Source organism: Pseudomonas sp. SCPG-7 (genome assembly GCF_002156405.1).
GTDB classification, from domain to species: domain Bacteria; phylum Pseudomonadota; class Gammaproteobacteria; order Pseudomonadales; family Pseudomonadaceae; genus Aquipseudomonas; species Aquipseudomonas parakoreensis.
The window spans coordinates 530766-555136 of record NZ_MVOO01000002.1 but is presented as its reverse complement, the minus strand read 5'-3'; the positions used below and the strand labels follow the sequence as shown (position 1 = coordinate 555136).

Below are 24371 nucleotides of genomic sequence, written 5' to 3'. Positions count from 1 at the left end.
GTTTGAGATTCTAGGGTTGCTGAGCAACATAGAATCTCCCACAGGGGTCGAGTCGATCACTTGACTTGTGATCAAGCCGGAACCTGTGGGAGCGAGCCTGCTCGCGAAAGGGCCATCAGCCTCGATGCAGGGCTATAGTGACCTCCAGTCCCAAGTCCTGCCGAGCCCACCATGACCACAGAAAAACCCGATGTCCCCGCGCCCGCCCCGGTCGATCACCTGCGCTTCCACCGCCCCCACGCCCACCTCAACACCACCTTCGGCAACGACGCGTTCGCCCTGCGTGCCGAGGCCTTCGCGCGGTTCTTCGGCACGCCGCTGTTTCTCGGCGCGCAAACGCTGATCGTCGCAGTGTGGATCGGCCTCAACGTCTCGGGCGTGACGCAGTTCGACGTCTACCCGTTCATCCTGCTCAACCTCGCGTTCAGCCTGCAAGCCGCCTACGCCGCGCCGTTGATTCTGCTGGCACAGACCCGACAGGCCGCGCGGGACAAGGCGCAGTCGGACGCCGACGCGCAACACCGTGAAGCGCTGGCGGTGGCCAACAGCGAGCGCCAGGCGCAGGCCGCACAGACCACCGCGCAACTGCTCGAATTGCTGGAACAGAACACCCGACTCACCGAGATGACCAAGAGCCTGACTGAACGCATCGAAGGCCTGACCCGCGAACTGCATGCGCACATCTGCCAGGATCCGCAACGCTGATCATGGCAAACGCAGCGCCCGCCCCAATTCATCGAACAGCGTGACCACCGCGCGCAACGCGCGGCAGTCCGCGCGGGTCAGCAGCCACAGCGCGGTGTCATAGCCGTGCAGCGGTGCGCTGAGGGGCTGCAAACCTTCCGTGATCAGAAAGTCCGGCAACGCCGCCACGCCGAGACCGCCGCGCACGAGTTCCGTCACCGAGAGCATGCTGTTGCAGCGATAACTCGGGATCACGCCGGGCAACTGTTGGCGGCGCCAGGCGACGGTCGGGTGATCCGGCAGAAACTCGTCCGGGGCGATCCAGGTCAGCGCCGCCAGATCCGTCGCATCCACATTCTGCAGATACCGCGCACTGGCGCAGACCCGGTAGGAAACCTTCGCCAGTTGCCGTCCGACCAGATGCTCCGGCGGTGTACGCGTCAGGCGCAGGGCGATGTCGGCATCACGCCGGCTGAGGTTGGCGAAATCGTTGGAGGTGCTCAGCTCGAGAGTCAACGCCGGGTAGTTCGGCATGAACTGCGCCAGCGCCGGCAACAGCAGGCCTTGCAGCACCGAATCGGTACAGGTCAGGCGCACCGTACCGCTGATCACTTCCCCGCCCTGCTCGACACCGATTCGCGCCGCTTCCAGTGCCTGTTCGGCGCGCTCGGCCTGCTCGGCGAGGGTCTGCGCGAGGGTGGTGGCCAAATAACCGGCGCGGCTCTTTTCGAACAACTGCTGGCCCAGCGCCGACTCCAGACGACGCACTGCGCGAAACACCGTCGACACGTCGACCCTGAGCAACTGCGACGCCCGGGCCAGAGAGCCGCCGCGCACCAACGCAAGGATCAGCGCCAGATCCGGGTAGTCGAGTCGATAGTGCGTCGCTGCATTGATCACTTGGGAAAACGCCAATATTGAGTGCGTGAACGCCAATCTATAGTGAGCCCCGGTGATCGACAACTGCACACCCTCACCACAGAGGTTTACTCACTCAAATCAAGGAAATCCCATGGACGCCATTTCCATCGCCCTGATCGGCGATCACGACCCGCAAGTCACCGCCCACCAGGCGATCCCCGTTGCCCTCGGCATGATCGCCGAGCAGTCCGGCCACAATGTGCAATTCGACTGGCTGGCCACGGATCAAATCCACGTCGATACACCATTGGCACACTACGACGGCTTCTGGTGCGTCCCGGCCAGCCCCTACAACAGTGAGGCCGGTGCACTCAGGGCGATTCGTTTTGCCCGCGAACAACAGCGCCCGTTCCTTGGTACCTGCGGCGGTTTTCAGCATGCGCTGCTGGAATTTTCCCGCAATGTGCTGGGCTGGGCCGATGCCGAGCATGGCGAAACGTCACCGGATTCGCCGCGAGCGGTACTGACACCGCTGACCTGTTCGTTGGTGGAGGCGGTAGACAGCATTCATCTGGTCGCCGGTTCGTTGATCGCCAAGGCGTACGAAACGTCTGAAATTCATGAAGGTTATCGCTGCCGATTCGGTGTGAACCCACAGTTCGAAAAGAAATTACTGACCCCTCCGCTACGTGCCGTGGGGCACGATTCGGCGGGCGACTTGCGCGCGATCGAATTGACTGACCATGTGTTTTTTGTCGCCACGTTGTTTCAACCGGAACGTGAGGCGCTCAGGGGCCATGTCCCGCCACTGGTGCGGGCGTTCGTCGAAGCGTGCGTGGAGCAACGGCAATGAAACCGGCACCAACCTGCTTCGCGGTGATTTTCACCTCGACCCGCACCGAAGGTGACAACGGTTATGCCGCGGCCTCCGAGCGCATGATGGAGCTGGTCAGCCAGCAACCGGGGTTTCTCGGGATTGATTCGATTCGTGGGGAAGATGGCGTCGGGATCACCATTTCCTACTGGGAGAGCGAGGCGGCGATTCTGGCCTGGCGCGAGCATCCCGAGCACCGGGTGATTCAGGCGCGCGGGCGGGCGCAGTGGTATTCGATGTTTCAGACCCGGGTGTGTCGGGTGGAGCGCGAGTATCGGTTTGGGTAGGGAGTTGGGTGGTGTTCTCACTGGCCTCATCGCTGGCAAGCCAGCTCCCACAGGTACTGCGTGATCTTCAGAACAACGAATAACCTGTGGGAGCGTGGCTTGCCCGCGATGCGGCCAGTAGCGTCAATACAAAAACCTCAGCCCTGCACCAGACTGCGCACCGCCACAATCTCCGGCACCTCAACCTTGCTCATGTACACCCGCAACGGCTCGCTGATGTTGATCCGCTCGTCGATGTTCTGATCCAGCAGCAACTGAATCAGCTCGCGCTTCAAGGTCATGGTGGTATCCGAAACCGGCGCCCAGACAAATTCGCTGGTGGGAATAATGCCGTCATCGGCCACGTCCATGCCGAACGAATCCTCGCTGAAACGCACGATGTACTGACCGGTCTTGCGGTTGAGGCCGACAAAACCCTTGAGGTCATCGGCGGCCTGACAGATGAGTTGGGAAGTGATGCGCATGGTAAACCTCACGAAAAATCATCGATGGTTTACACGCAGGGCAACAGACTCGGCGCGCCCTCTGCCGGAGCGTCTGCCGAGGGCAAGCGTACTGCAAACCGCGCCACAAAAGTGCAGGAAAAATCGCTTTTAATACGTTTATGTCGGTCTGGCGATAGCACCCAATCGATTCAGTTGTTAAAAGGTACGTCTTTGAAAATGCCCTGCGAAAGGAACTCGAACATGCCCGCCACTTTCACCAAAAGCGCCCTCATGCTGAGCCTGATGCTCGGTCTCGGCCAGGCCCACGCCGCCGCGACTGACGTCAATGCGCTGGCCGCCGCCCATGGCATCCCGCATCCAGCCGTGATCGCACACCGTGGCGCGTCCTTCGATGCGCCGGAGTCCACCGCCGCCTCCTACAAACTGGCCCGCGACCTCGGCGCCGACTACCTGGAAATGGACTTGCAGCGCAGCAAGGACGGCGTGCTGTTCGCCCTGCACGACAACAACCTGCAACGCACCACCGACGTCGCCACCAAATTCCCCGAGCGCAAAGACAGCCCGGCCACCGCCTTCACCATGGCCGAACTGAAAACCCTCGACGCCGGCAGCTGGTACAACAAGGCTTACCCGGATCGCGCACGTCCGACCTATGCCGGGCTGAAAATCCTCACCCTCGATGAAATCATCGACATCGCCCAGGCCAACCCGAAACACAAGCCGGGCCTGTACATCGAAACCAAGGAACCGCAACTGTTTCCGGGAATCGAGCATGACCTCAAAGAGAAGCTGCAGGATCGCGGCTGGCTGAGCCCGGCCGGTTCGAAACTGGCCAAGAGCGAACTGGGCGTCGGCCAGGGCAAAGGCAAAGTGATCCTGCAGACTTTCGAGAAGAACAGCCTCGAACTGCTGCAAAAGGAAATGCCGCAAGTACCGAAGATCCTGTTGCTGTGGGTCGGCGAAGGCAGCATCGAGCCAAAATCCAAGGTGACCTTTGCCGAATCCGGCGAGAAGGACAAGAACGTGTTCTACGGCAAGCAGGAGCCGAAGTCCGAAGCCGAATTCAAGCAATGGGTGGATTTCGCCAAGGCTCACGGCGCCATCGGCACCGGCCCTTCGGCCAAACTGACCCAGGGTGGCGATCAGAGCTACTCGGATCTGGTGCAACCGTGGATGAACCAGTACACCCATGATCAGGGCATGCTGGTGCACGTGTACACCGTCGATGAGCCGGTGGACTTCGAGAAAGTCATGGCGGCCGGGGTTGATGGCATCTTCACCAACCGCGCCAGCGAACTGTTGAAGTTCTACAAGCGTCCGGCCAGTGCCAGTGTTGATCAGGTATTGAAGAACAACGGGTTCTGATCTGCAAAACCGAGGTGCCCTTATCGCGGGCAAGCCACGCTCCCACAGGTTTTGTGTTGGGCATGGCTTGCCCGTTTTGTATTCGGGGTTTTAAGGGTGAATTAAGTTGTGGTGGTTAACCTGAGTCCACTTCAACGAACAACCCAAGGAATGACCCGATGAAAACTTTGACTGCCCTGTTTACCGCCGCTGCCCTGACCCTGACTGCTGGCCTCGCCCAGGCCGATGTGCGCGTCGACCAGATCCCTGAGCTGGTCAAATCCGGCAAGATCAAGTCGCTGGAATCGATGAATGCCGAAGCGCTGAAACTGCATCCGGGTGCGACCATCACCGACACCGATCTGGATAACCACTTCAACGGTTACGAGTACGAAGTCGAGCTGAAAACCGCCGATGGCAAAGAGTTTGACGTCGACTTCGATGCCACCACCGGCAAGGTGCTGAGCAACAAGCAAGACACCTGATACACCGCCAACGCAAAGCCGCACGATCCCGGATCCTGCGGCTTTTTTGCGTCCGTTGCCCGGCGAATCACGCGGATGCCGCCTGAAGGGATGCCAAAACCGCCATCAGACGGCTAGTATGGCGACCATCAGATAAACGATTGCAGCCGAGAGCGATGGGCATGGGGCAGACAGCGGCAGCAGACATCGCAACGATCAAACGGATCAGCGCGGTTCCGGCGATTCTTCAGGTGATTCGCGAACTGACCGGCCTGCGCTTCGCCGCCGTGGCGCGGGTTACCGAGGAGTCATGGACAGCCTGCGCCGTCCTCGACCAGCTGGATTTTGGCCTGCAGGTCGGTGGCGAACTGGATGTGGTCACTACGCTGTGCCACGAAATCCGTGCCGCGCACACCTCGGTGGTGATCGACAAGGCCAGCGAAGACCCGCTCTACCGCGATCATCACACCCCGCGTCTGTACAAATTCGAGAGCTATATCTCGGTGCCGGTGTTCCGCACCGACGGGCGCTTTTTCGGCACGATCTGCGCCCTCGATCCGAACCCGGCACAGCTCAAGTCCAGCAGCATCCAGAGCACCATGGAGTCGTTCGCGCGAATGCTCGCGTTGCAGATCGAAGCCGAGGAAAACGCGCAGCTCACCGAAACCGCGTTGTTGCAGGAGCGCGAAACCGCCGAGTTGCGCGAACAGTTCATTGCCGTACTCGGCCACGACTTGCGTAACCCGTTGTTCGCGATCAGCGCTGGCGCCGAAATGCTCCTGCGCAAGCATCCGGATCCGGCCATCGAAGTTCGGGTACGCAATATCCTCGGCAGTGCGCAACGGGCAACCCGGCTGGTGGATGACGTACTCGACTTTGCTCGCGGACGCTTGGGCAAGGGCATTCCGGCGAATATCCAGCCCTGCGCCGATTTGACCGAAGCCGTGCAGCAAGTGGTGACGGAAATTCGTAACGTGCATCCGCAGCGCACCATCCACGCGTCCATCGGCGACTTGCAGGGCTTGCCCTGTGACCGCGCGAGGATCGCTCAATTGCTGTCGAACCTGCTGGCCAATGCCGTGGCCCATGGCGACCCGGAGGGCGACATTGAGGTCATCGCCCAGGTTGATCACGGCGCGTTGATGCTGGCGGTGAAGAATCAGGGGCATATTCCCGAGGCGGTTTTGCCGCATCTGTTCCAGCCTTACTCGCGCCCAAGCGCCAGCACGCCACAGGCCGGGCTCGGTCTGGGGCTGTATATCGCCAGTCAGATCGCCCAGTCCCATGGCGGGCATTTGCATGTGGCGTCCACCGCGCAGAGCGGCACGCTGTTCACCTTCAGCCTGCCCACTGCCTGAAAAGCACACCTTGGATCCCTGTGGGAGCGAGCTTGCTCGCGAAGCTGTTGTGTCTGCCACAGATGAGGCGACTGGCACGCCGCTTTCGCGAGCAAGCTCGCTCCCACATTGGTTCTGCAGTGTTTCGCAGTTGTCAGGCCGAAGTGCTGACCAGCGAGCCCGAGCTGCTCGACCCGGAATCCTGCAACGCCTGCAACAACGCCGCCGTCGCGGTCTGCAACGAAGCCGAGGTGCTGGAGATTTGCGACTCGGCGGAGGCCACGTCAGCCGCTTTGGCATCAGCGTCTTCCTGCTTGGCCTGAGCCGCTTGCAGCGCTTGCTGTTGCTCCTGCAATTGCTTTTGCAGCTCGGCGATCTGCTTGCGCAGTGCCTTCACCGAATCCGATTCACCGCTGCTGTCGGAACTGCTGTCGCCTGCCGGAGCCGCGCCCCCGCCGGCCGCCACTTTGCTGGTATCGGCGCTGACGCTTGCGCTGCTGGTTGCAGTGGCCGAGGTGTCGTCACTGGCGTCGCTGATTTTGGTTTTGCTGGTGGCGGTGGTGACGGTCTGATTGATTGAAACAGAGGTGATGCTGACCATGGGCTGGCTCCAATGCCGGTTATAGATAACCGGCCATCGGCGGCACTCGCACGGATTTGAGATCGACTGTGTACCGACTCGGTAACCGAACCGGTACACGTCGACGGACGTCAGGCGCTCAGGCGCGCGGTGACTTCGTTGAGTTGCCCGGACAGGCCATGCAGGTTCTGGCTGGCGCTTTCGGTGCGCTGCACGCTGTTGAGGTTGGTGCTGGCGATCGAGGTGATCTCGGTCAGGTTGCGCGAGATGTCTTCGGCCACCGAGGTCTGCTCTTCGGCGGCGGTGGCGATCTGGCGGTTCATGTCGCGGATCGCTTCCACGGCGTGGGTGATGCGCTCCAGCATCGCACCGGCCTGAGTCACTTGCTCGACGCTTTCGTCGCTGCGCGCCTGACCGCTTTCGATCGCTTGCGCCGCGTCCACGGCGCCGGTCTGCACGTTTTGAATGATCTGGTTGATCTCGATGATCGACTCGGCCGTACGCTGCGCGAGATTGCGCACCTCGTCGGCGACCACCGCAAAACCGCGTCCGGCCTCACCGGCCCGTGCCGCTTCAATCGCTGCGTTGAGCGCCAGCAGGTTGGTCTGTTCGGCAATGCCGCGAATCACTTCCAGCACCTTGCCGATTCGGCCGCTGTCGCTTTCCAGGCGACGAATCACTTCAGCGGTGTTGGCGATTTCGCCACGCATCCGGGTGATGGTGTGGATGGTGCCCTGCATGACCTTTTCACCCTGCTGGGCGGACTGGTCGGCATCGTCGGCAGCCCGCGCCGCATCCGCCGCATGCCGGGCGACTTCCTGGGCGGTGGCGGACATTTCGTTCATCGCCGTGGCCACCTGATCGGTGCGGTTGAACTGCTCGTTGGTGCCGCCGGCCATGGTCGTGGCGATCGCATTCAGCTCGCCGCTGGCGCTGTCCAGATCACTGGCACTGCGTTGCAGGTGAGTGAAGGTTTCAGCGAGGAAATCACGCAGGGTATTGGCCGCGGCGGCAAGGTTGCCCAACTCGTCCTGACGGTCGTTGGCGACGCGTTCGGCGAGGCGCCCACGGCTCAACTGGGTGACGTAGTCGATCAGCTTGCGGATCGGCTCGATCAGGTTGCGGTTGACCAGCCACAGGCTGAGCAAGCCGATCAGCAGACCGGAACCGAGCATCACCACAATTCCCAGCAGCACGGTGCTGTCGGCACTGGCGCTGATCTGCGCCGACTGTTCGGTGCCCTGCTTGCGCAGCTCGGCGACCAGTTCGCTCATCTGATCGCTGGTAGCGCGGTCCACGCCTTTGACCGCACTGTCGCCAGCCGCTGGATCGGCACCGGCCGCGACGTAGGCATCGCGACCTTTCTGGTAGGCGCTGCCGAGTTGGCGGTGCTCTTCACGCAGGCGTTCGATGCGGGTTTTCAGCGCCGGCTCCAGGCCTTTCTGGCCGGCCAGTTCACCGAGAATGTTCTGCACATCGCGCTGACGATCTTCGAACTGGCCCCAGTACTTGGCCAGGTCAGCCGGTTGCTTGCCGCGCAGCAAGACGTTTTTCCACTCCTGCACCTGCACCTTGAATTGCAGGTTGGCCTCATCGATCAATTGTGAGGTGTGCAAGGGGCCGGCGATCAATTGGCTGTAGTTCTGCACGCCATTGGACAGGAAATGAAAGCAGGCCAGTGCGATCAACAGCATCGCCAGCAGGCTGCCGCTCAGCAGGGCGAGAATTTGTGCTCTCAGGGATTTTTGCAGCATCGCGAGATACTCAGGACAGGGATGAGGCACGCCCGATAAGGCGTGGGATTTTGCCGGACATCCGTGTCGGCGAGCCTTGGCTCATGGCCAAGCGCGCGCAACGTAACCCAAGCGTGATCGGCGCACCAGAGCGCTTCTTGAAGGAAATCCGACCGCCGGTAAGACATTGATCTGGCGTCATTTTGTCGTCACACAAGTGTCATATCCGGTTGCGATGATGCGGCTCAGTGAACCTGCCATTCCGCGACCGGCGTCCCCTCCTCGCAGCGAGCCTCCATGAACCACAGCCTTGATCTCAGTCATCGCGATCCTGATTTGTTCGGTTTGCTTTACGGCTTCCGTTTTCGTCCCGGTGAGCGTGGCCGCGAAGTCGATTCGGCGACCGCCCTGCGTTGCTTGCAAGACGACAGCGACCGTGATGAATTCCTCTGGCTGCACCTGAACCTGGCGCACGCCGCGTGTGAGCGCTGGATGAAAAGTCATCTGCAATTGCCCGAAGAATTCTTCGAGGCGCTGCACGAAGGTTCGCGCTCGACGCGCATCGAGCACGTGGACTCGGCGTTGCTGGCGGTGGTCAACGATGTGGTGTTCAACCTCAGCAGCATGGTGTCCTCAGACGTGTCGACGCTGTGGGTCTGCGTGCGCAGCAAACTGATCGTCAGCGCACGCCTGCAACCGCTGCACTCGGTGGACAAATTGCGTTCGTCGGTGAAGGCCGGCGAATGCTTTCGCTCACCGTCGGAACTGCTGGTGCACCTGCTGCGCGATCAGGGCGAAGTGCTGACGCAGATCGTGCGCAAGACCAGCATGAGCGTCGATCAGGTCGAAGACGAATTACTCTCCTCGCGCCTGTCGACCAACCGCGCCGAACTCGGTGCCAACCGTCGGGTGCTGGTGCGCCTGCAACGCCTGTTGGCGCTGGAGCCGGGCTCCTTGCTGCGCTTGCTCAACCGGCCGCCGGCGTGGCTGCAGAAGGAGGACGTCAAGGAGCTGCGCAAGTCCACCGAGGAGTTTGCGCTGATCATCAACGACCTCACCGCCCTCGGCGAGCGGATCAAACTGCTCCAGGAAGAAATCGCCGCCAACCTCAACGAACAGAGCAACCGCACGCTGTTCACCCTGACCGTGGTCACGGTGCTGGCATTGCCGATCAACATCATTGCCGGTTTCTTTGGCATGAACGTGGGGGGAGTGCCACTGGCGACGGATCCCGAGGGGTTCTGGATTCTGGTGGCGCTGGTCGCGACGTTTACCGTGATTGCCGGGCGCTGGGCGTTTCGCAAGCGTGGGGATTATTAAGATCAAAAGATCGCAGCCTGCGGCAGCTCCTACAGGGCACGGTAAACCTGTAGGAGCTGCCGCAGGCTGCGATCTTTTGATTTTCGCTATCAGATCAGCGGTGAGCTAATCCGCCAAACACTGATCTATCGCAGTCTCTCTGTAATATTTAGCAACGATCATGACGAACAAACCTTCCCTCGCTCAGGATTGTCCGCTCATGGCTACTCCCTCCCTGACCGCCGCCCGCCCCGCGTCCGCCCACGGCGGCCGGCCGGCACTTGATAAGAAACCCGGTCCGTTCACTTACGTGGTGTTCTTCGCGGTTCTGGCCATGGGCATGTTGTTCACCGCTTACAGCCTGATGCACGACATGCATGAGCTGGGCACCACCGTCACCACCTGGACCCCGTTTTTGTTGCTCGGCGTGGCGCTGCTGATTGCGCTGGGCTTCGAGTTCGTCAACGGTTTCCACGACACCGCCAACGCGGTCGCGACGGTGATCTACACCCACTCGTTGCCGCCGAATGTGGCGGTGGTCTGGTCGGGTTTCTTCAACTTCCTCGGGGTGTTGCTGTCCAGTGGCGCGGTGGCGTTCGGCATCATCGCCCTGCTGCCGGTGGAGCTGATTCTGCAGGTCGGTTCGTCCGCCGGTTTCGCGATGATCTTTGCCCTGCTGATCGCGGCAATTCTGTGGAACCTCGGCACCTGGTGGCTGGGCCTGCCGGCCTCGTCATCGCATACGCTGATCGGCTCGATCATCGGCGTCGGTGTGGCCAATGCCTTGATGCACGGACGCGATGGCACCAGTGGCGTGGACTGGGCGCAGGCGACCAAGATCGGTTACGCCCTGCTGCTGTCGCCGCTGGTGGGCTTCGGCTGCGCGGCGCTGTTGCTGCTGGCCATGCGCGCCTTCATCAAGAACCGCGCGCTGTACAAGGCGCCGCAAGGCAACAATCCGCCACCGTGGTGGATACGCGGTTTGTTGATCGCCACCTGCACCGGTGTGTCTTTCGCCCACGGCTCCAACGACGGGCAGAAAGGCATGGGCCTGATCATGTTGATTCTGGTCGGCACCTTGCCGATGGCTTACGCGTTGAACCGCACCATGCCCGCCGATCAGGCGCTGCAGTTTGCCGCTGTCGCCGAAGTCACCCAGCAAGCGCTGGTGAAAAACACCCCGCTGCCAGCCCCGGTCGATCCGCGTCCGGTGCTGTCGGATTACGTGCGCAGCAAGCAAGCCACGCCGCAACTGATCCCCGCCCTCGCCGCCCTGACCGGGCACATTGGCGAAGAGGTCAAAGGCTATGGTTCGCTGTCGAAAGTCCCGGCCGAAGCCATGGGCAACGTGCGCAACGACATGTACCTGGCCAGCGAAAGCATTCGCTTGATGGAGAAGAACAAGGTCGGCAACTTCGACGCCGACACCACGGATAAACTGCAACTGTTCAAGCAGCAGATCGACAACGCCACACGCTTCATTCCGCTGTGGGTGAAGATCGCCGTGGCCATCGCCTTGGGCCTCGGCACCATGGTCGGTTGGAAACGGATTGTGGTGACGGTCGGCGAAAAGATCGGCAAGACCCACCTGACCTACGCCCAGGGCGCCTCGGCGGAAACCGTGGCGATGCTGACCATTGGCGCGGCGGACATGTTCGGTTTACCGGTCTCGACCACCCATGTGCTGTCATCGGGCGTGGCCGGGACCATGGTCGCCAATGGCGGTGGCTTGCAGATGAAGACCATCCGCAATCTGCTGATGGCGTGGGTGCTGACCTTGCCGGCGGCGATTCTGCTGTCGGGCAGCCTCTATTGGCTGTTCACCCAGATCTTCTGATCATCACAAATCCTCTGTAGGAGCTGCGGCACGCTGCGATCTTTTGATCTTGTTTTTTCCAAGCAAAATCAAAAGATCGCAGCGTGCCGCAGCTCCTACAGGTGAAGTCGGTCAGAGCGTCGAACGAATCACCTCCCCCAACCACTCCATGAACACCCGCACCCGCAGCGGCAAATGCCGTTGCCGTGCATACAGGATTGAAATCGCCATCGCCGGCGCGGTGAACTGCGGTAGCACAGTCAGCAGCTCACCGGTGTCCAGATGGGGCTGCATGCCGGTGCGCGGCACCTGGATCAGACCAAAGCCACCCAGGCACGCCGACTCGTAAGCATCAGTGCTGTTGACCGTGACACTGCCAGCCATCGGCAGGCGCCGCACCTGACCGTCCTGTTCATACACAAACCCTTCCGAACGCGAACCGAGCACGCCGACGTAATGCACCAGTCGATGCTGCGCCAGATCTTCCAGGGTCTGCGGCACGCCGTAGCGTTCAAGGTACGCAGGGCTGGCGCAGTTGATCATCGGGAAGTCACCGAGATGCCGCGCCACCACCGACTGATCCGGCTGCGCGCCGATGCGCACCACGCAATCGAAACCCTCGCTGAGCAGATCGACACGGCGGTCGGTGCTGCTGATTTCCAGTTCCAGATTCGGGTGCCGCGCCATGAACTCAGGCAGCAGCGGCATGATCAGGCGTCGCGCGAGGATGTTCGGCATGTCGACGCGAATCCGCCCGCTCAACGAGGCCGGATCCTGGCGAAACAGCCCCTCGATCTCGTCCATGTGCGACAGCAGATCTTTGCTGCGTTCATACAGCACCAGACCGTCCTGCGTCGCCTGCACTTTGCGCGTGGTGCGTTGCAACAGGCGCGTGCCAAGCAGGCTTTCCAGGGCCTGCACATGCTCGGACACCGTCGAGCGCGGCAGCCCGAGACTCTCGCCGGCCTGGGTAAAACTCGACAGTTCGCTGACCCGGACGAAGGTGCGCAGCAGTTCCAGTTTGTTCATGAGGACACCCGTTGATTGTTCGGCCAAGCCGATCAGTGATTCCGGTTTCAGTCTGTTTATCACCCCACGGCGGATAAATAAACTTTGCTCATCACCACTCACTGCAATCGAGGTTTTCACATGAGCCGCAAAATCGCATTGATCACCGGCGCCAGCCGTGGCCTGGGCAAGAACGCCGCCCTGCACCTCGCCGCCGAAGGCGTGGACATCATTGGCACCTACAACAGCCGCGCCGATGAAGCCCAGGCGCTGGTGGCTGAACTGGAACAACGCGGCGCCAAAGCCGTGATGCTGCAACTGGATGTGGGCCGCAGCGACAGCTTTGCCGATTTCGCTTCGAGGGTTGAGCAAGCGTTGCAGCACTTTGATCGTCCGCGCTTCGACTTCCTGATCAACAACGCCGGGATTGGCGTGCACGCACTGTTCGCCGAGACCACCCCGGAACAGTTCGATCTGCTGATGAATATCCAGCTCAAAGGGCCGTTCTTCCTGACTCAGCAACTGCTGCCGCTGATCAATGACGGCGGGCGTATCATCAACATTTCCAGTGGGCTGACCCGCTTCAGCCTGCCGGGCTACGCCGCCTACGCAGCGATGAAGGGCGCGATGGAAGTGCTGACCCGCTATCAGGCCAAGGAGCTGGGGGCGCGGCAGATCGGCGTGAACATTCTAGCGCCGGGCGCCATCGAGACGGATTTTGGCGGCGGCGCGGTGCGCGACAACGCGGCGTTGAACGCGATGGTCGCCAGCAACACCGCACTGGGACGCGCCGGGCAACCGGATGACATCGGTGGCGCACTGTCGATGCTGCTGGCGCCGGGTGCGCAGTGGATCAACGGGCAGCGGGTCGAAGCATCCGGCGGGATGTTTCTCTAAACCAAACAGTGTGGCGAGGGAGCTTGCTCCCGCTGGGGTGCGAAGCGCCCCCCAAAACCGGCCAATGCGGTCTGACAAACAGACCGCGTTTATCGGGTTTACGACTGCTGCGCAGCCGAGCGGGAGCAAGCTCCCTCGCCACAGTTTGTGTTCCAGACTTAAGCAGCACTGGCCATCAATAACCGCTCGCGCACCACGTCATACCCCCAGTGATACACATAGGTGTACGGCAGGAAAAACAGCAGCACGCCGATGTCCAGCAAGAACGCCTGCCACAGGCTGACCGACAGCCACCAGGCAATCAGCGGTACGCCCATCACGATCAACCCGCCCTCAAACAGCAGCGCATGGATCACCCGCGTCCAAGCGTTATGCCCGAGGTTCAGGCGCTTGAGCGCCCGGTCGAAGAGTCCGTTGAACAGCACGTTCCACGCCAGCGCCAGCACGGCGATCAGCACGGCCACCGCGCCCATGTCGAGCAGCGGTTTGTCCATGATCCACGCCAGCAACGGCGTGCAGATCAGGATCGCCAGACACTCGAAACCGATGGCCTGGAAGATACGTTCAGTGATGGATTTGCTGGCAGTCATGGCCTGACTCCTTGAGTGAAGAGGGTTGCCATGATCCGCCCACACACCGATACTTCATAACCAATAACCATCGATCAAGGCGATAGTTCATGGCTTCGCAGGAAGTGCTGTTGGCCTTTGTGCAAGCGGCCACTCAGGGTTCGTTTTCGGCGGCGGCGCGCAAACTGGGGCGCAGTCAGTCGACCATAAGCGCCGCTGTGGCCAGCCTGGAGATCGATCTGGATCTGATTCTGTTCGACCGCAGCAGCCGCAAACCGACCCTGACCCCGGCCGGTCATGTGATGGTGCAACGGGCCGAGGCGATTCTGGCGGCCAACCATCGTATGGCAATGAGCGCCCGGCAACTGGCCCAAGGTGTCGAGCCGAAGCTGACCGTGGCGATTTCCGACACCTATCAATCGGCACGCTTCGAAGCGGCGCTGGTCGACTTCGAGCAGCGTTATCCGGACCTGGAACTGGAATGCCTGATCGCCGAGTGCGACGACCTGATCGAACTGGTCCAGCGTGGCCGCGCGCACCTGGCATTTGCCGAAATGCGCGACAGCTACCCGCCGGACCTGGTGACCTCGACCGTGGCCGAGCACACCGACATCGCGCTGTTCGTCAAACGTGATCATGTGCTGACCGGCATCCAAGGTGTCGATCAGCAGGTGCTGGAGCAGCATCGCGAGTTGCGCCTGGCGACCATCGTCAATCCCTACGACAGCCGGGCCAAAGGCCGGGTGTGGTCGGCGCCGAGTTACCTGATGCTGATGGAAATGGCGGAGATGGGCTTTGGCTGGGCGGCGCTGCCGCGCTGGCTGGTGGGGCGTTTCGGCAATGGCTCGCTGGTGGAGCTGACGGTGCGTGGCTGGCCACGGCCGGTGTATGTCGATGCGTTGTGGTCGCGGCTGTATCCGCCGGGGCCGGCGGGGAGCTGGTTGCTGAGCAAGATGCTGGAATAGCGGCGCCGCCAATCGCTGGCAAGCCAGATCCCACAAGTACCGAGGTGTTCACTAACTTTGTGTACGGCGCAGACACTGTGGGAGCTGGCTTGCCAGCGATGAGGCCGGCACAGCCAATGAATTCCCCGGATCAATCCAGTTCGCTCAGCCGCCCCTCGATAAACCGCCGCTCCGGCTCTTGCCGGGTCAGTTCCAGTGCTCGCCGATACGCCGCCCGCGCCTGCTCCACCCGACCCAACTGCCGACAAAATTCCGCCCGCGCCGAATGCGCCAGGTGGTAATCCTGCAACTCACCGCGATCCAGAATCCCCTCGATCAGCGTCAGCCCGGCCAGCGCCCCATCGCGCTTGGCCACTGCTACCGCGCGGTTCAACTCGATCACCGGCGACGGCACCGCCCGCAACAGCACGTCATACAGCCCGACGATCTGCTGCCAGTCGGTTTCTGCCGCTGACGGCGCTTCGGCATGCACCGCGGCAATCGCCGCTTGCAGGCAATACGGCCCGAACCTTCGGGTGGTCAGCGCCCGCTCCACCAGCGCACAACCTTCAGCAATCAACCCGGCATCCCAGCGCGAGCGATCCTGATCGTCCAGCAGGATCAACTCTCCGCTGGGCGAAGTGCGCGCCGGCCGCCGCGACTCATGCAACAACATCAACGCCAGCAGGCCCATGACCTCCGGTTCCGGCAGCAACTCCATCAGCAACCGCCCAAGCCGAATCGCCTCGCGAGTCAGATCTTCGCGGGTCAGCTCGGCGCCCATCGATGCCGAATAGCCTTCGTTGAACACCAGATAAATCACCCGCAACACACTGTCGAGGCGCTCGGGCAACTCGCTCAGGCTCGGCACTTGATAAGGGATTCTGGCGTCGCGAATCTTCGCCTTCGCGCGCACGATGCGCTGAGCAATCGCAGCCGGAGCCGAAAGAAACGCGCGGGCGATTTCCTCGGTGGTCAGGTCGCAGACTTCACGCAAGGTCAGCGGCACTTGCGCATCCGCCGCCAAGGCCGGGTGACAGCAGGTGAAGATCAGCCGCAAGCGGTCGTCTTCCACGTCTTCGCCACTCCAGTCGGCCTGTTCCAGCTCTTCGAGTTGCGCGAGCAACAGCGGCTGCGAGGCCTTGAAGCGGGCGCGGCGGCGCAACACATCGATGGCCTTGAAACGCCCGGTGGAGACTAGCCAGGTGCGCGGATTGTCCGGCACGCCGTCGCGCTGCCAGCGCTCGACCGCGACGAAGAACGCCTCGTGCAAGGCTTCTTCGGCGAGGTCGAAATCGCCGAGCAGGCGAATCAGGGTGGCCAGAATCCGCCGCGAGTCTTCGCGATAGACCTGCTCGACCCGCGCCCGCACTTCAGACATTCAACTGCCGCACCGGACGCACTTCGACGCTGCCGACCCGGGCCGCCGGAATGTGGCCGGCGACCTGAATCGCTTCGTTCAGATCCTTGGCATCGATCAGGTAAAACCCGGCCAGTTGCTCCTTGGTTTCAGCGAACGGGCCATCGGTAATCGACAGCTTGCCGTTGCGCATGCGCACCGTGGTCGCAGTCTGCACCGACTCCAGCGCTTCGGCGGCAACCATCCGCCCGCTGCCCTGAATCGACTCGGCATAGGCCCAGCACTCGGCGTCTTCCGGGCTGTCGGGCGAGGTGTGCAGCAGGCGCTCATCGCTGTAGACCAGGCATAGGTACTTCATGGCTTTCTCCTGAATCGAACGGATCAACTATGGCTGAAGATCAGGGTTGCACATCGAACAGCGTGCTGCCGCTCATCGGATCGAACGGCGCCGACCAGTGCTCGTGGACAATCTTCCACGTTCCGCCCACTGGCCGATAACACGCGGTAGCGCGCATCCAGCAGCTCTGGGTTTCGCCCTTGTCGTTGGTCCCCCCGCAATGCGTGACCCAATGGGCGAACGCGAGGTTGTCGGCGGTCTCGATGGCGATCTCGTGAAACTCGAAAACGTGCGGGCCGGAACACATTTCCATGCAGGCTTCCCAGTGCGCGCGGTAGGCCGCCTTGCCTTTGAATTGCAGGGCCTTGATCGCATCGAACGAGACGATGTCGTCGGCGTACAACGCCATGACTTTGTCAACGTTCTTGGTCATCACCGCTTCGCGGTAAGTGTTGATCAGGGCCTGGATTTCAGTGTGTGCGCTCATGGTGTTCTCCGTGGTTTTTGTAGTGAAGACACCCTTAGTCGTTCGGCCATCGGGCAGATCGACAGTCGAAACAAAAAATTTCCGCCGAAGACAAAATCGCTAGAATCCGAGGCTCATCTTTGTAGGAAAAAGGAAATTCCCGTGTCAGCCCAACTCGTGCCGTACGACAGCCTGAACGCCTTGCAGCGTCAGCAGGTCGAGGCGATTGAAATCCATCCCGAGCAGATCAAGTTTTCCGGCGACATTCACGGTGCGCTGCACACGCTGCTGTCCAAACCTGGCCCCGGCGTGAAAGGCTTTGCCCTGCTGGCCGATCAAGTGCCGGTGGCGTTCCTGCTGCTCAAGCGCCCGCCGGTGTTGCCAGCCTGGGCCGATGAACACAGCGCCACCCTGCACGCCTTGCAGGTCGATCACCGCGCGCAAGGCAAGGGGTATGGCAAGGCCTGCCTGCAAGCGTTGCCCGACATCGCGCGTGAAGCATGGCCGGAGATCAAAGGGCTGGAACTGTCGGTGGATGCCGATAACGACGCGGCGATCGCGCTGTACGCCAAACACGGTTTCGTCGACAGCGGCGAAGCGTACAAGGGCCGGATCGGTTACGAGCGGCGCATGGGGCTGTTTTTCTAAATCATCGAGGGATGCACGATGATCGATTCAATCGAAGCACTGGAAGCTATTTACGGCCTGCCCCACGAGCGCGCGGTGCGCAAGCAGATCGGTTTTCTCAACGAGGATTATCAGGCGATGGTGCGGGTTTCGCCGCTGGTGATTGTCAGCTCGGTGGGCGCCGACGGCCTGGACAATTCGCCACGCGGCGATGCGCCGGGATTTGTGCGGATCATCGACCAGAACACCCTGGCCCTGCCGGATCGCCCGGGCAACAACCGCATCGATACCTTGCGCAATGTGCTGCAGGATCCACGGGTGTCGCTGCTGTTCATCATTCCGGGGATCGGCGAGACCTTGCGGGTCAACGGCACCGCGACCATCAGCGCCGATCCCGAACTGCTGGAAAGCTTTGCGGTGAACGGCAAACCGGCGAAAACGGTGTTGCTGGTGACGGTAGAGGCGGCGTTTTTCCATTGTTCGAAAGCGTTTGTGCGTTCCGATGCGTGGAACCCCGAGACTCACCTGCCGCGCTCGGCCCTGCCCTCTGCGGGCGCGTTTCACAAGCGTTTGAACGACGGGCAGTTCGATGCTGAGACCTACGATCGTGAAGCGCCGAAAAGAGTAAGCGACACTCTCTACTGAACGCGGAACTCAAAACGCCACAACCCCCTGTGGGAGCTGGCTTGCCAGCGATGGCGTCGGCGCATCAAACATTGATGTCGACTGACCCACCGCTATCGCTGGCAAGCCAGCTCCCACAGGTTATGTGCGATGCCTTACAAAGTGAGGATCATCTCGTGCCACGCCATCCCGCCATGGTCTGACTCCGACGGTTTGATGTAGGCAAAGCCGAATCCGGCGTACAGCGCAATGTGTCGTTCCTTGCACATCAGATGAATCGTCGCCTTGTCCATCCCGCGCATGCGCTCGATGAATTCGGCCATCAATCGCTTGGCCAGGCCCTGCCCCTGATAGTCCGGGTGCACCACCACCGACATGATCACCACGTTCGGCCCTTTCGGGTCGTGGCCGATCAGTTCCTTGAACGCCTCGTCGGACATCTGCACGTCAAACGCCGCGCCCGAATTGATGAACCCGGCGACCACGCCCTCCACTTCGGCGACGATAAAACCCTCCGGCCAGGTGGCGATGCGCGTGGCGATCTTTTCGCGCGTGGCGGCTTCATCGCCTTCGTAGGCAACGGTTTCGATGGCGTAGCAGCGGTCCAGGTCGGCGGCGGTGACGTTGCGGATGACGGTGTTCATGGCAGCTCGAAAATCAGCGGAGAAAAGTGCGCAAAGCATAAAGGAATAAGGTGTGCATATCGATCCGCGCGGGGGCCGTAAAGCTTGCGTATAAGCGCTTTTCTTCGTGCGGGCGGCGAGCTATTTCTGCGGTGTGTCTTTGATCACCCTTGGGGGTAACCGCTTATGAGCAGCGTTGAAATCGGCCTGTTGATGGTGTTGGGCATCAGTACGTTCGGCTTTATCACCTTGGGCATCGACCTGTTGCGGGCGCGACGGCTGGGCAAAGGCAAGCGCGGTTGAACAACATGAGGCGGATCAGTGATCCGCCTCATCGTTATGGTTCAGGCTTTGGTATCGACCGGCACGCAGATTTCCAGTTTGCCGGTGTGCAGTCGCGGATTGAAATCGGCGCTGTAGCGTTCCAGCTCCGGGGCGTTGAGCTCGACATAGTGGGAAGTCGGCAGCCAGGTTTTGTAGATGTATTGCAGAGTCTGAGGTAACTGATCGAGCGGTCCCTTGTGCTCGAATACGGCGTACTGACGAGGCAGCACTTCGACCCACTGATAGACCTTCTGGTCGAGGTCGTCGAGCTTGCTGATTTCCACCCCGGCGATGTAATCGAAGCCACCCTGGCCGTCGAAATTACTGCAGACGCCGTAGGTCACTTCGTTTTTTTGTCCCTGTATCTTTCCCAGGTGCGGCAAGAACCTTTCCCACAGTGCGGGGATGTCCTTGGCGGTGTCCTGGGTAAATCGACCACGAAATCCTGCGATCAGCAGGAAGTGTCCATGTTCGAAGCGAGGTTCAGCCACTTCGACGCGTTTTTGCTCATCCATGACTCGACTCCTGGAACAAAAGAAGGGGTTCGGCTGCTGAGTATAGAAGCCAAACCCGATTCGCAATGCTACAGGGCGTGCAACTGGTCGGCGGCCCCGGAACCGACGAACTCGTTATAACCGGATACGATCACGTACACCGCGAAATAGCAGAAGATCGCTGCCGATGCCATGTACGAGTAGCGCAACAGCTTGTCGCCGAGCAACTTGCCGCCGTGGCTCGCGGCGAAGCACAGCCCGGCCGACCACAGCAGACCGGCGCACAGGAAGCCGCCGAGGAACAGCGCCGAACTTACAGGGCCGCCGCCACCGGAGCGGGCGATCAGGGTGCCACCCACCGCGGCGAACCAGAGAATCGCGCTCGGTGAAGACATGGCGAGGAAAATCCCGCGAAAGAACTCCTTGCGATGCGAGTTCCGCCCCACTTCCGCGGTTGCTGCCAACTGCGCTTCGTGGTGAATCGCCGAATAGATCATCTTCGCCGCAAAGTAGATCAGCAGCGCCGACCCGCCGATCCACAGCACCCAGCGCACGCTTTCGTACTGCAGCAGCACGGTCATCCCGGCCAGCGCCAGCACCGCGTAGATCAGGTCACCGACGCAGGTGCCGAGGCCCAGCGCGAAGCCCTGAAAGTACCCGCGCTGCATCGCCAGGGTGATCATTGCGATGTTGGCTACGCCGATGTCCAGGCACAGCGAGAGGCTCAGCAAGAAGCCGCTGGTGAATTCCATTAAGCATTTCCTTGGAAAAAATTATTGTCTTGCACGCTGGACAGTCCGCCCTCGCTGCCCTTATCTTCCGCCACAGGTCACCGCAGTGACCAGCGTCGCTCGGACGGTTCCGGGCGCTTACGTTATCCGAGGCAACAATGGCTGAACAAGGTTCGCCGCGCCGCTTTGCGCGCATAGATCGACTCCCCCCTTACGTTTTCAACATCACCGCCGAGCTGAAGATGGCCGCGCGGCGCCGTGGTGAAGACATCATCGACTTGAGCATGGGCAACCCCGACGGGGCCACGCCGCCGCACATCGTTGAAAAACTGGTACAAGTTGCCCAACGTGAAGACACCCACGGTTACTCCACGTCCAAGGGCATTCCGCGCCTGCGCCGGGCGATTTCCAACTGGTACAAGGAACGCTACGCGGTCGATATCGACCCGGAAAGCGAAGCCATCGTCACCATCGGTTCCAAGGAAGGCCTGGCGCATTTGATGCTGGCGACCCTGGATCAGGGCGACACGGTACTGGTGCCGAACCCGAGCTACCCGATTCACATCTACGGCGCGGTGATTGCCGGCGCTCAGGTGCGTTCGGTACCGCTGGTGCCCGGCGTGGACTTCTTCGCCGAGCTGGAACGGGCCATTCGTGGTTCGATCCCGAAGCCGAAGATGATGATCCTCGGATTCCCGTCCAACCCCACCGCACAGTGCGTGGAGCTGGACTTCTTCGAACGGGTGATTGCCCTCGCCAAACAATACGATGTACTGGTGGTGCACGACCTGGCCTATGCCGACATCGTCTATGACGGCTGGAAAGCCCCGTCGATCATGCAGGTGCCGGGCGCCAAGGACATTGCGGTGGAGTTTTTCACCCTGTCCAAGAGCTACAACATGGCCGGCTGGCGCATCGGTTTCATGGTCGGCAACCCGGAACTGGTCAACGCCCTGGCGCGCATCAAGAGCTACCACGACTACGGCACTTTCACTCCGCTGCAAGTGGCGGCGATTGCTGCGCTGGAAGGCGATCAGCAATGTGTGCGCGACATCGCCGAACAGTATCGCCAGCGCCGTAACGTGCTGGTCAAAGGCCTGCACGAGCTGGGCTGGATGGTCGAGAATCCGAAGGCGTCGATGTACGTCTGGGCGAAGATTCCCGAGGCTTACGCGGATCTGGGCTCGCTGGAGTTTGCCAAGAAACTGCTGGCCGAGGCCAAGGTCTGTGTCTCGCCGGGGGTGGGTTTTGGTGAGTATGGCGATGATCATGTGCGCTTCGCGCTGATCGAAAACCAGGACCGGATTCGGCAGGCGGTGCGCGGGATTCGCGGGATGTTCCGGGCGGATGGGTTAGAACCGAAAGCCGTCTGACGACACGTCACACTGTGGGAGCGGGCTTGCCCGCGAATGCGGTGGTTCAGACAACATTGATGGCGACTGACACGACGCCTTCGCGGGCAAGCCCGCTCCCACAGGGGTAATGTATTGAGCCTGATACCGTCGCCCACAAAAAAACCGCATCGCTGCGGTTTTTTTGTGTCTTGCGTTCGAGGTTAAACGAACAGCGACAGCAACAGAATGAAGCCCAGGCCCACCACCGACAGGATGGTTTCCATCGCTGTCCAGGTCTTGAACGTCTCGGCCACGGTCATGTTGAAGTACTGCTTCACCAGCCAGAAACCGGCGTCGTTCACATGGGACAGGATCAACGACCCGGCACCGGTGGCCAGCACCAGCAGTTCACGGTTGACGCCCGGAATCATCCCCACCACCGGCACCACGATGCCGGCGCCCGTGATGGTCGCCACGGTGGCCGAACCGGTGGCGATACGAATCACCGCCGCCACCAGCCATGCCAGCAGGATCGGCGAGATCTGCGCGCTGACCGCCATGTGGCCGATCACGTCGCCCACGCCGCTGGTCACCAGCATCTGCTTGAAGCCACCACCAGCACCGATGATCAGAATGATCGCGGCGGTCGGCGCCAGGCTCGCGTCCAGCCACTTGAGCATCTGCTGTGAACCGATGCCCTGCTTGTGACCGAAGGTGTACAGCGACAGCAGCAAGGCCAGCAGCAGTGCCGAGATCGGATGGCCGATCATGTCCATCCAGGTGCGGAAGAAATGACCGTCCGGTAGCGCGACGTCAGCGAAGGTTTTCAGCAGCATCAGGAACACCGGCAGCAGCACAGTGACCAGGGTGATGCTGAAGCTCGGCAGGTTCTGCGAATCGGTTTCGCGGGCCAGTTGATCGACCAGTTCCTGATTCGGCGTGCCGGGAATGTGCTTGGCAATGAACGTACCGAAGATCGGGCCGGCGATGATGGCGGTCGGCAGCGCAACGATCAGACCGTAGAGGATGGTCTTGCCGATGTCGGCACCAAACACGCCGATTGCCAGCAGCGGGCCCGGGTGCGGCGGCACCAGACCGTGTACCGCAGACAGACCGGCGAGCAGCGGAATACCGATCTTGATGATCGACACCCCGGTGCGTCGGGCAACGATGAACACCAGCGGAATCAGCAGCACGAAGCCGATTTCGAAGAACAGTGGAATACCGACCAGGAACGCGGCGAACATCATTGCCCACTGCACTTTGTCCTTGCCGAACGCGCGGATCAGGGTCTGCGCGATCTGATCGGCGCCACCGGATTCGGCCATCATTTTGCCGAGCATGGTGCCCAGCGCAAGGATGATGCCGACGAAACCGAGCACGCCACCGAAGCCGTCCTGGAACGCCTTGATGATGGTGCCGATCGGCATGCCGGACGTCAGGCCGAGGAACGCGGCCGCGATGGTCAGGGCGATGAAGGGGTGAATCTTGAATTTGGTGATCAGGATAATCAGACCGATTACCGTGACCACTGCATCGAGCAGCAGGTAGGCGTCGTGGGACATGCCAAACATTGGGGGTGTCTCCTGGCTTGTTGTTGTTATTAAAGCGGGTTAAACAGAATTCGTGAGGACAGCGCTAGCTCTTTCAACACACTCATACCGCCTGTTTCAGACCATGAGCCTGCCACCAGACGTGCGCCTGGGCCGCCAGTTCTTCAACGCTGTGGATCGAAGCATTCAGTGCCAGAGTCAACGGCTCGCCGACCGGCGATTCGAGGGTGGCGAACTGGCTTTCGATCAACGTCGCCGGCATGAAGTGGCCCGGGCGATGGGACACGCGGTCGGCGGCGACTTCAGGGGTCAGCTCAAGAAACACGAAGCCCAGGCCCGGCAAGGCACTGCGCAACACTTCGCGGTAACTGTGTTTAAGGGCCGAGCAGGTCAGCACCGGACGCTCGCCGAGTGCATCGACACGACGCAACTCAACGCACAGGCTGTCGAGCCAGCCGGCACGGTCGTCGTCGTTCAAGGGGATCCCCGCGCTCATCTTTTCGATGTTCGCGGCCGGATGGAAAGTATCGCCTTCAATGGCAGTGGCGCCGCTCAATTGGCACAGGGCCTCGCTGACGCACGTCTTGCCGCAACCGGCAACGCCCATGATGACCAGGGCGGTGATGGGATGACTCATATAACACCTCAGCGCGCAGACAGCGCTACCTTTGCTAGCTATGACTCTAGTGCACAGGCAGAAGTTGCCGACGCCTTCTTGTCGTTTTTTTGGGTTGCAGCAGGTTGTCGCCCAACGC

Annotated in this window: 27 protein-coding genes and 1 pseudogene; 13 read left to right on the top strand and 15 right to left on the bottom strand. The window is 61.2% G+C overall.

Features of this window, described 5'->3' with window-relative positions:
* The first annotated feature begins 171 nt into the window (after positions 1-171).
* Positions 172-705: a DUF1003 domain-containing protein gene (locus tag B1722_RS06810; protein WP_041066470.1), complete on the top strand. Its 534-nt coding sequence runs from the start codon at positions 172-174 to the stop codon at positions 703-705.
* Here B1722_RS06810 and B1722_RS06805 read toward each other — a convergent pair whose 3' ends face one another.
* Complete coding sequence (locus B1722_RS06805) at positions 706-1647, bottom strand: LysR family transcriptional regulator (RefSeq protein WP_086791940.1); 942 nt, start codon at positions 1645-1647, stop codon at positions 706-708.
* A 49-nt stretch (positions 1648-1696) separates the two neighbouring features.
* On the opposite strand from B1722_RS06805, the gene B1722_RS06800 reads away from it, so the two are divergent.
* Together B1722_RS06800 and B1722_RS06795 are read left to right on the top strand one after the other, a co-directional pair.
* Positions 1697-2398: a CTP synthase gene (locus tag B1722_RS06800; RefSeq protein ID WP_086791926.1), complete on the top strand. Its 702-nt coding sequence runs from the start codon at positions 1697-1699 to the stop codon at positions 2396-2398.
* The gene (locus tag B1722_RS06795) at positions 2395-2706 is read left to right on the top strand and encodes an antibiotic biosynthesis monooxygenase (protein WP_086791924.1); all 312 of its coding nucleotides are present in this window, start codon (positions 2395-2397) and stop codon (positions 2704-2706) included. The genes B1722_RS06800 and B1722_RS06795 overlap by 4 nt, the downstream gene beginning before the upstream one ends.
* Positions 2707-2843: 137 nt before the next feature.
* Here B1722_RS06795 and B1722_RS06790 read toward each other — a convergent pair whose 3' ends face one another.
* Positions 2844-3170: a DUF2025 family protein gene (locus tag B1722_RS06790; RefSeq protein WP_041066464.1), complete on the bottom strand. Its 327-nt coding sequence runs from the start codon at positions 3168-3170 to the stop codon at positions 2844-2846.
* Positions 3171-3392: 222 nt separating this feature from the next.
* Here B1722_RS06790 and B1722_RS06785 point away from each other — a divergent pair, with 222 nt between their 5' ends.
* The 3 genes from B1722_RS06785 to B1722_RS06775 all read left to right on the top strand — a co-directional run bounded on the left by B1722_RS06785 (position 3393) and on the right by B1722_RS06775 (position 6318).
* Positions 3393-4517, top strand: coding sequence for a glycerophosphodiester phosphodiesterase (locus tag B1722_RS06785; RefSeq protein WP_086791922.1), 1125 nt, complete (start codon positions 3393-3395; stop codon positions 4515-4517).
* A 158-nt stretch (positions 4518-4675) separates the two neighbouring features.
* Positions 4676-4981, top strand: coding sequence for a PepSY domain-containing protein (locus tag B1722_RS06780; RefSeq protein ID WP_007917758.1), 306 nt, complete (start codon positions 4676-4678; stop codon positions 4979-4981).
* 161 nt (positions 4982-5142) lie between these two features.
* The gene (locus tag B1722_RS06775; protein WP_086791920.1) at positions 5143-6318 is read left to right on the top strand and encodes a GAF domain-containing sensor histidine kinase; all 1176 of its coding nucleotides are present in this window, start codon (positions 5143-5145) and stop codon (positions 6316-6318) included.
* A 133-nt stretch (positions 6319-6451) separates the two neighbouring features.
* Here B1722_RS06775 and B1722_RS06770 read toward each other — a convergent pair whose 3' ends face one another.
* The 3 genes and pseudogenes from B1722_RS06770 to B1722_RS30085 form a co-directional block, all read right to left on the bottom strand.
* Positions 6452-6898: a hypothetical protein gene (locus B1722_RS06770; RefSeq protein WP_041066454.1), complete on the bottom strand. Its 447-nt coding sequence runs from the start codon at positions 6896-6898 to the stop codon at positions 6452-6454.
* Positions 6899-7008: 110 nt separating this feature from the next.
* A complete protein-coding gene (locus B1722_RS30090) occupies positions 7009-7713 on the bottom strand; it encodes a methyl-accepting chemotaxis protein (RefSeq protein WP_371260357.1) in 705 nt (234 codons plus the stop codon).
* 228 nt (positions 7714-7941) lie between these two features.
* A pseudogene (locus B1722_RS30085) lies at positions 7942-8052 on the bottom strand (hypothetical protein); the annotation flags it as partial.
* A gap of 855 nt (positions 8053-8907) precedes the next feature.
* Here B1722_RS30085 and B1722_RS06760 point away from each other — a divergent pair.
* Complete coding sequence (locus B1722_RS06760; RefSeq protein ID WP_041066447.1) at positions 8908-9930, top strand: transporter; 1023 nt, start codon at positions 8908-8910, stop codon at positions 9928-9930.
* A 199-nt stretch (positions 9931-10129) separates the two neighbouring features.
* Complete coding sequence (locus B1722_RS06755) at positions 10130-11746, top strand: inorganic phosphate transporter (RefSeq protein WP_041066444.1); 1617 nt, start codon at positions 10130-10132, stop codon at positions 11744-11746.
* Positions 11747-11857: 111 nt separating this feature from the next.
* On the opposite strand, the gene B1722_RS06750 is transcribed toward B1722_RS06755, so the two are convergent.
* The gene (locus B1722_RS06750) at positions 11858-12754 is read right to left on the bottom strand and encodes a LysR family transcriptional regulator (protein WP_041066441.1); all 897 of its coding nucleotides are present in this window, start codon (positions 12752-12754) and stop codon (positions 11858-11860) included.
* A 120-nt stretch (positions 12755-12874) separates the two neighbouring features.
* On the opposite strand from B1722_RS06750, the gene B1722_RS06745 reads away from it, so the two are divergent.
* Complete coding sequence (locus tag B1722_RS06745; RefSeq protein ID WP_041066438.1) at positions 12875-13630, top strand: SDR family NAD(P)-dependent oxidoreductase; 756 nt, start codon at positions 12875-12877, stop codon at positions 13628-13630.
* A gap of 158 nt (positions 13631-13788) precedes the next feature.
* Here the strand turns inward: B1722_RS06745 and B1722_RS06740 are convergent, their stop codons facing one another.
* Positions 13789-14220 (bottom strand): multidrug/biocide efflux PACE transporter, encoded by a 432-nt coding sequence (locus B1722_RS06740; RefSeq protein WP_086791916.1) that lies wholly within the window; start codon positions 14218-14220, stop codon positions 13789-13791.
* An 89-nt stretch (positions 14221-14309) separates the two neighbouring features.
* Here B1722_RS06740 and B1722_RS06735 point away from each other — a divergent pair, with 89 nt between their 5' ends.
* On the top strand, positions 14310-15164 hold the full coding sequence (locus B1722_RS06735; protein ID WP_086791914.1) for a LysR family transcriptional regulator: 855 nt from the start codon (positions 14310-14312) through the stop codon (positions 15162-15164).
* Between the two features lie 130 nt (positions 15165-15294).
* Here the strand turns inward: B1722_RS06735 and B1722_RS06730 are convergent, their stop codons facing one another.
* From B1722_RS06730 to B1722_RS06720, 3 genes are read right to left on the bottom strand one after another with little or no spacing between them, the layout of a single operon-like run.
* Positions 15295-16524, bottom strand: coding sequence for an RNA polymerase sigma factor (locus B1722_RS06730; RefSeq protein WP_041066429.1), 1230 nt, complete (start codon positions 16522-16524; stop codon positions 15295-15297).
* On the bottom strand, positions 16517-16861 hold the full coding sequence (locus B1722_RS06725; protein WP_003227360.1) for a YciI family protein: 345 nt from the start codon (positions 16859-16861) through the stop codon (positions 16517-16519). The genes B1722_RS06730 and B1722_RS06725 overlap by 8 nt, the downstream gene beginning before the upstream one ends.
* A 40-nt stretch (positions 16862-16901) precedes the next feature.
* Entirely contained in the window at positions 16902-17327 is a 426-nt protein-coding gene (locus B1722_RS06720) for a nuclear transport factor 2 family protein (RefSeq protein ID WP_041066426.1), read from the bottom strand.
* Positions 17328-17468: 141 nt separating this feature from the next.
* On the opposite strand from B1722_RS06720, the gene B1722_RS06715 reads away from it, so the two are divergent.
* The gene (locus tag B1722_RS06715) at positions 17469-17954 is read left to right on the top strand and encodes an N-acetyltransferase (RefSeq protein ID WP_041066423.1); all 486 of its coding nucleotides are present in this window, start codon (positions 17469-17471) and stop codon (positions 17952-17954) included.
* Between the two features lie 18 nt (positions 17955-17972).
* On the top strand, positions 17973-18578 hold the full coding sequence (locus tag B1722_RS06710; protein ID WP_041066420.1) for a pyridoxamine 5'-phosphate oxidase family protein: 606 nt from the start codon (positions 17973-17975) through the stop codon (positions 18576-18578).
* 134 nt (positions 18579-18712) lie between these two features.
* Here B1722_RS06710 and B1722_RS06705 read toward each other — a convergent pair whose 3' ends face one another.
* The 3 genes from B1722_RS06705 to B1722_RS06695 all read right to left on the bottom strand — a co-directional run bounded on the left by B1722_RS06705 (position 18713) and on the right by B1722_RS06695 (position 20750).
* A complete protein-coding gene (locus tag B1722_RS06705; RefSeq protein ID WP_041066417.1) occupies positions 18713-19201 on the bottom strand; it encodes a GNAT family N-acetyltransferase in 489 nt (162 codons plus the stop codon).
* Between the two features lie 323 nt (positions 19202-19524).
* Positions 19525-20019, bottom strand: coding sequence for a GyrI-like domain-containing protein (locus B1722_RS06700; RefSeq protein ID WP_041066414.1), 495 nt, complete (start codon positions 20017-20019; stop codon positions 19525-19527).
* A 68-nt stretch (positions 20020-20087) separates the two neighbouring features.
* Entirely contained in the window at positions 20088-20750 is a 663-nt protein-coding gene (locus tag B1722_RS06695) for a LysE family translocator (RefSeq protein ID WP_041066411.1), read from the bottom strand.
* A gap of 137 nt (positions 20751-20887) precedes the next feature.
* On the opposite strand from B1722_RS06695, the gene alaC reads away from it, so the two are divergent.
* Positions 20888-22102: an alanine transaminase gene (gene alaC / locus B1722_RS06690; protein ID WP_086791912.1), complete on the top strand. Its 1215-nt coding sequence runs from the start codon at positions 20888-20890 to the stop codon at positions 22100-22102.
* Positions 22103-22284: 182 nt separating this feature from the next.
* Here alaC and B1722_RS06685 read toward each other — a convergent pair whose 3' ends face one another.
* Complete coding sequence (locus B1722_RS06685) at positions 22285-23637, bottom strand: GntP family permease (protein WP_047295923.1); 1353 nt, start codon at positions 23635-23637, stop codon at positions 22285-22287.
* 82 nt (positions 23638-23719) lie between these two features.
* Positions 23720-24253 carry a gluconokinase gene (locus tag B1722_RS06680; protein WP_041066400.1) on the bottom strand — a complete coding sequence of 178 codons (534 nt, stop codon included), beginning with the start codon at positions 24251-24253 and terminating at the stop codon, positions 23720-23722.
* Positions 24254-24371: the final 118 nt, after the last annotated feature.

Bases quoted from the DNA above. Each gene is read 5' to 3' on its own strand.
- B1722_RS06810 (WP_041066470.1), top strand. From the start codon at position 172: ATGACCACAGAAAAACCCGATGTCCCCGCGCCCGCCCCGGTCGATCAC.
- B1722_RS06800 (WP_086791926.1), top strand. From the start codon at position 1,697: ATGGACGCCATTTCCATCGCCCTGATCGGCGATCACGACCCGCAAGTC.
- B1722_RS06795 (WP_086791924.1), top strand. From the start codon at position 2,395: ATGAAACCGGCACCAACCTGCTTCGCGGTGATTTTCACCTCGACCCGC.
- B1722_RS06790 (WP_041066464.1), bottom strand. From the start codon at position 3,170: ATGCGCATCACTTCCCAACTCATCTGTCAGGCCGCCGATGACCTCAAG.
- B1722_RS06785 (WP_086791922.1), top strand. From the start codon at position 3,393: ATGCCCGCCACTTTCACCAAAAGCGCCCTCATGCTGAGCCTGATGCTC.
- B1722_RS06780 (WP_007917758.1), top strand. From the start codon at position 4,676: ATGAAAACTTTGACTGCCCTGTTTACCGCCGCTGCCCTGACCCTGACT.
- B1722_RS06775 (WP_086791920.1), top strand. From the start codon at position 5,143: ATGGGGCAGACAGCGGCAGCAGACATCGCAACGATCAAACGGATCAGC.
- B1722_RS06770 (WP_041066454.1), bottom strand. From the start codon at position 6,898: ATGGTCAGCATCACCTCTGTTTCAATCAATCAGACCGTCACCACCGCC.
- B1722_RS30090 (WP_371260357.1), bottom strand. From the start codon at position 7,713: ATGTCCGCCACCGCCCAGGAAGTCGCCCGGCATGCGGCGGATGCGGCG.
- B1722_RS06760 (WP_041066447.1), top strand. From the start codon at position 8,908: ATGAACCACAGCCTTGATCTCAGTCATCGCGATCCTGATTTGTTCGGT.
- B1722_RS06755 (WP_041066444.1), top strand. From the start codon at position 10,130: ATGGCTACTCCCTCCCTGACCGCCGCCCGCCCCGCGTCCGCCCACGGC.
- B1722_RS06750 (WP_041066441.1), bottom strand. From the start codon at position 12,754: ATGAACAAACTGGAACTGCTGCGCACCTTCGTCCGGGTCAGCGAACTG.
- B1722_RS06745 (WP_041066438.1), top strand. From the start codon at position 12,875: ATGAGCCGCAAAATCGCATTGATCACCGGCGCCAGCCGTGGCCTGGGC.
- B1722_RS06740 (WP_086791916.1), bottom strand. From the start codon at position 14,220: ATGACTGCCAGCAAATCCATCACTGAACGTATCTTCCAGGCCATCGGT.
- B1722_RS06735 (WP_086791914.1), top strand. From the start codon at position 14,310: ATGGCTTCGCAGGAAGTGCTGTTGGCCTTTGTGCAAGCGGCCACTCAG.
- B1722_RS06730 (WP_041066429.1), bottom strand. From the start codon at position 16,524: ATGTCTGAAGTGCGGGCGCGGGTCGAGCAGGTCTATCGCGAAGACTCG.
- B1722_RS06725 (WP_003227360.1), bottom strand. From the start codon at position 16,861: ATGAAGTACCTATGCCTGGTCTACAGCGATGAGCGCCTGCTGCACACC.
- B1722_RS06720 (WP_041066426.1), bottom strand. From the start codon at position 17,327: ATGAGCGCACACACTGAAATCCAGGCCCTGATCAACACTTACCGCGAA.
- B1722_RS06710 (WP_041066420.1), top strand. From the start codon at position 17,973: ATGATCGATTCAATCGAAGCACTGGAAGCTATTTACGGCCTGCCCCAC.
- B1722_RS06705 (WP_041066417.1), bottom strand. From the start codon at position 19,201: ATGAACACCGTCATCCGCAACGTCACCGCCGCCGACCTGGACCGCTGC.
- B1722_RS06700 (WP_041066414.1), bottom strand. From the start codon at position 20,019: ATGGATGAGCAAAAACGCGTCGAAGTGGCTGAACCTCGCTTCGAACAT.
- B1722_RS06695 (WP_041066411.1), bottom strand. From the start codon at position 20,750: ATGGAATTCACCAGCGGCTTCTTGCTGAGCCTCTCGCTGTGCCTGGAC.
- alaC (WP_086791912.1), top strand. From the start codon at position 20,888: ATGGCTGAACAAGGTTCGCCGCGCCGCTTTGCGCGCATAGATCGACTC.
- B1722_RS06685 (WP_047295923.1), bottom strand. From the start codon at position 23,637: ATGTTTGGCATGTCCCACGACGCCTACCTGCTGCTCGATGCAGTGGTC.
- B1722_RS06680 (WP_041066400.1), bottom strand. From the start codon at position 24,253: ATGAGTCATCCCATCACCGCCCTGGTCATCATGGGCGTTGCCGGTTGC.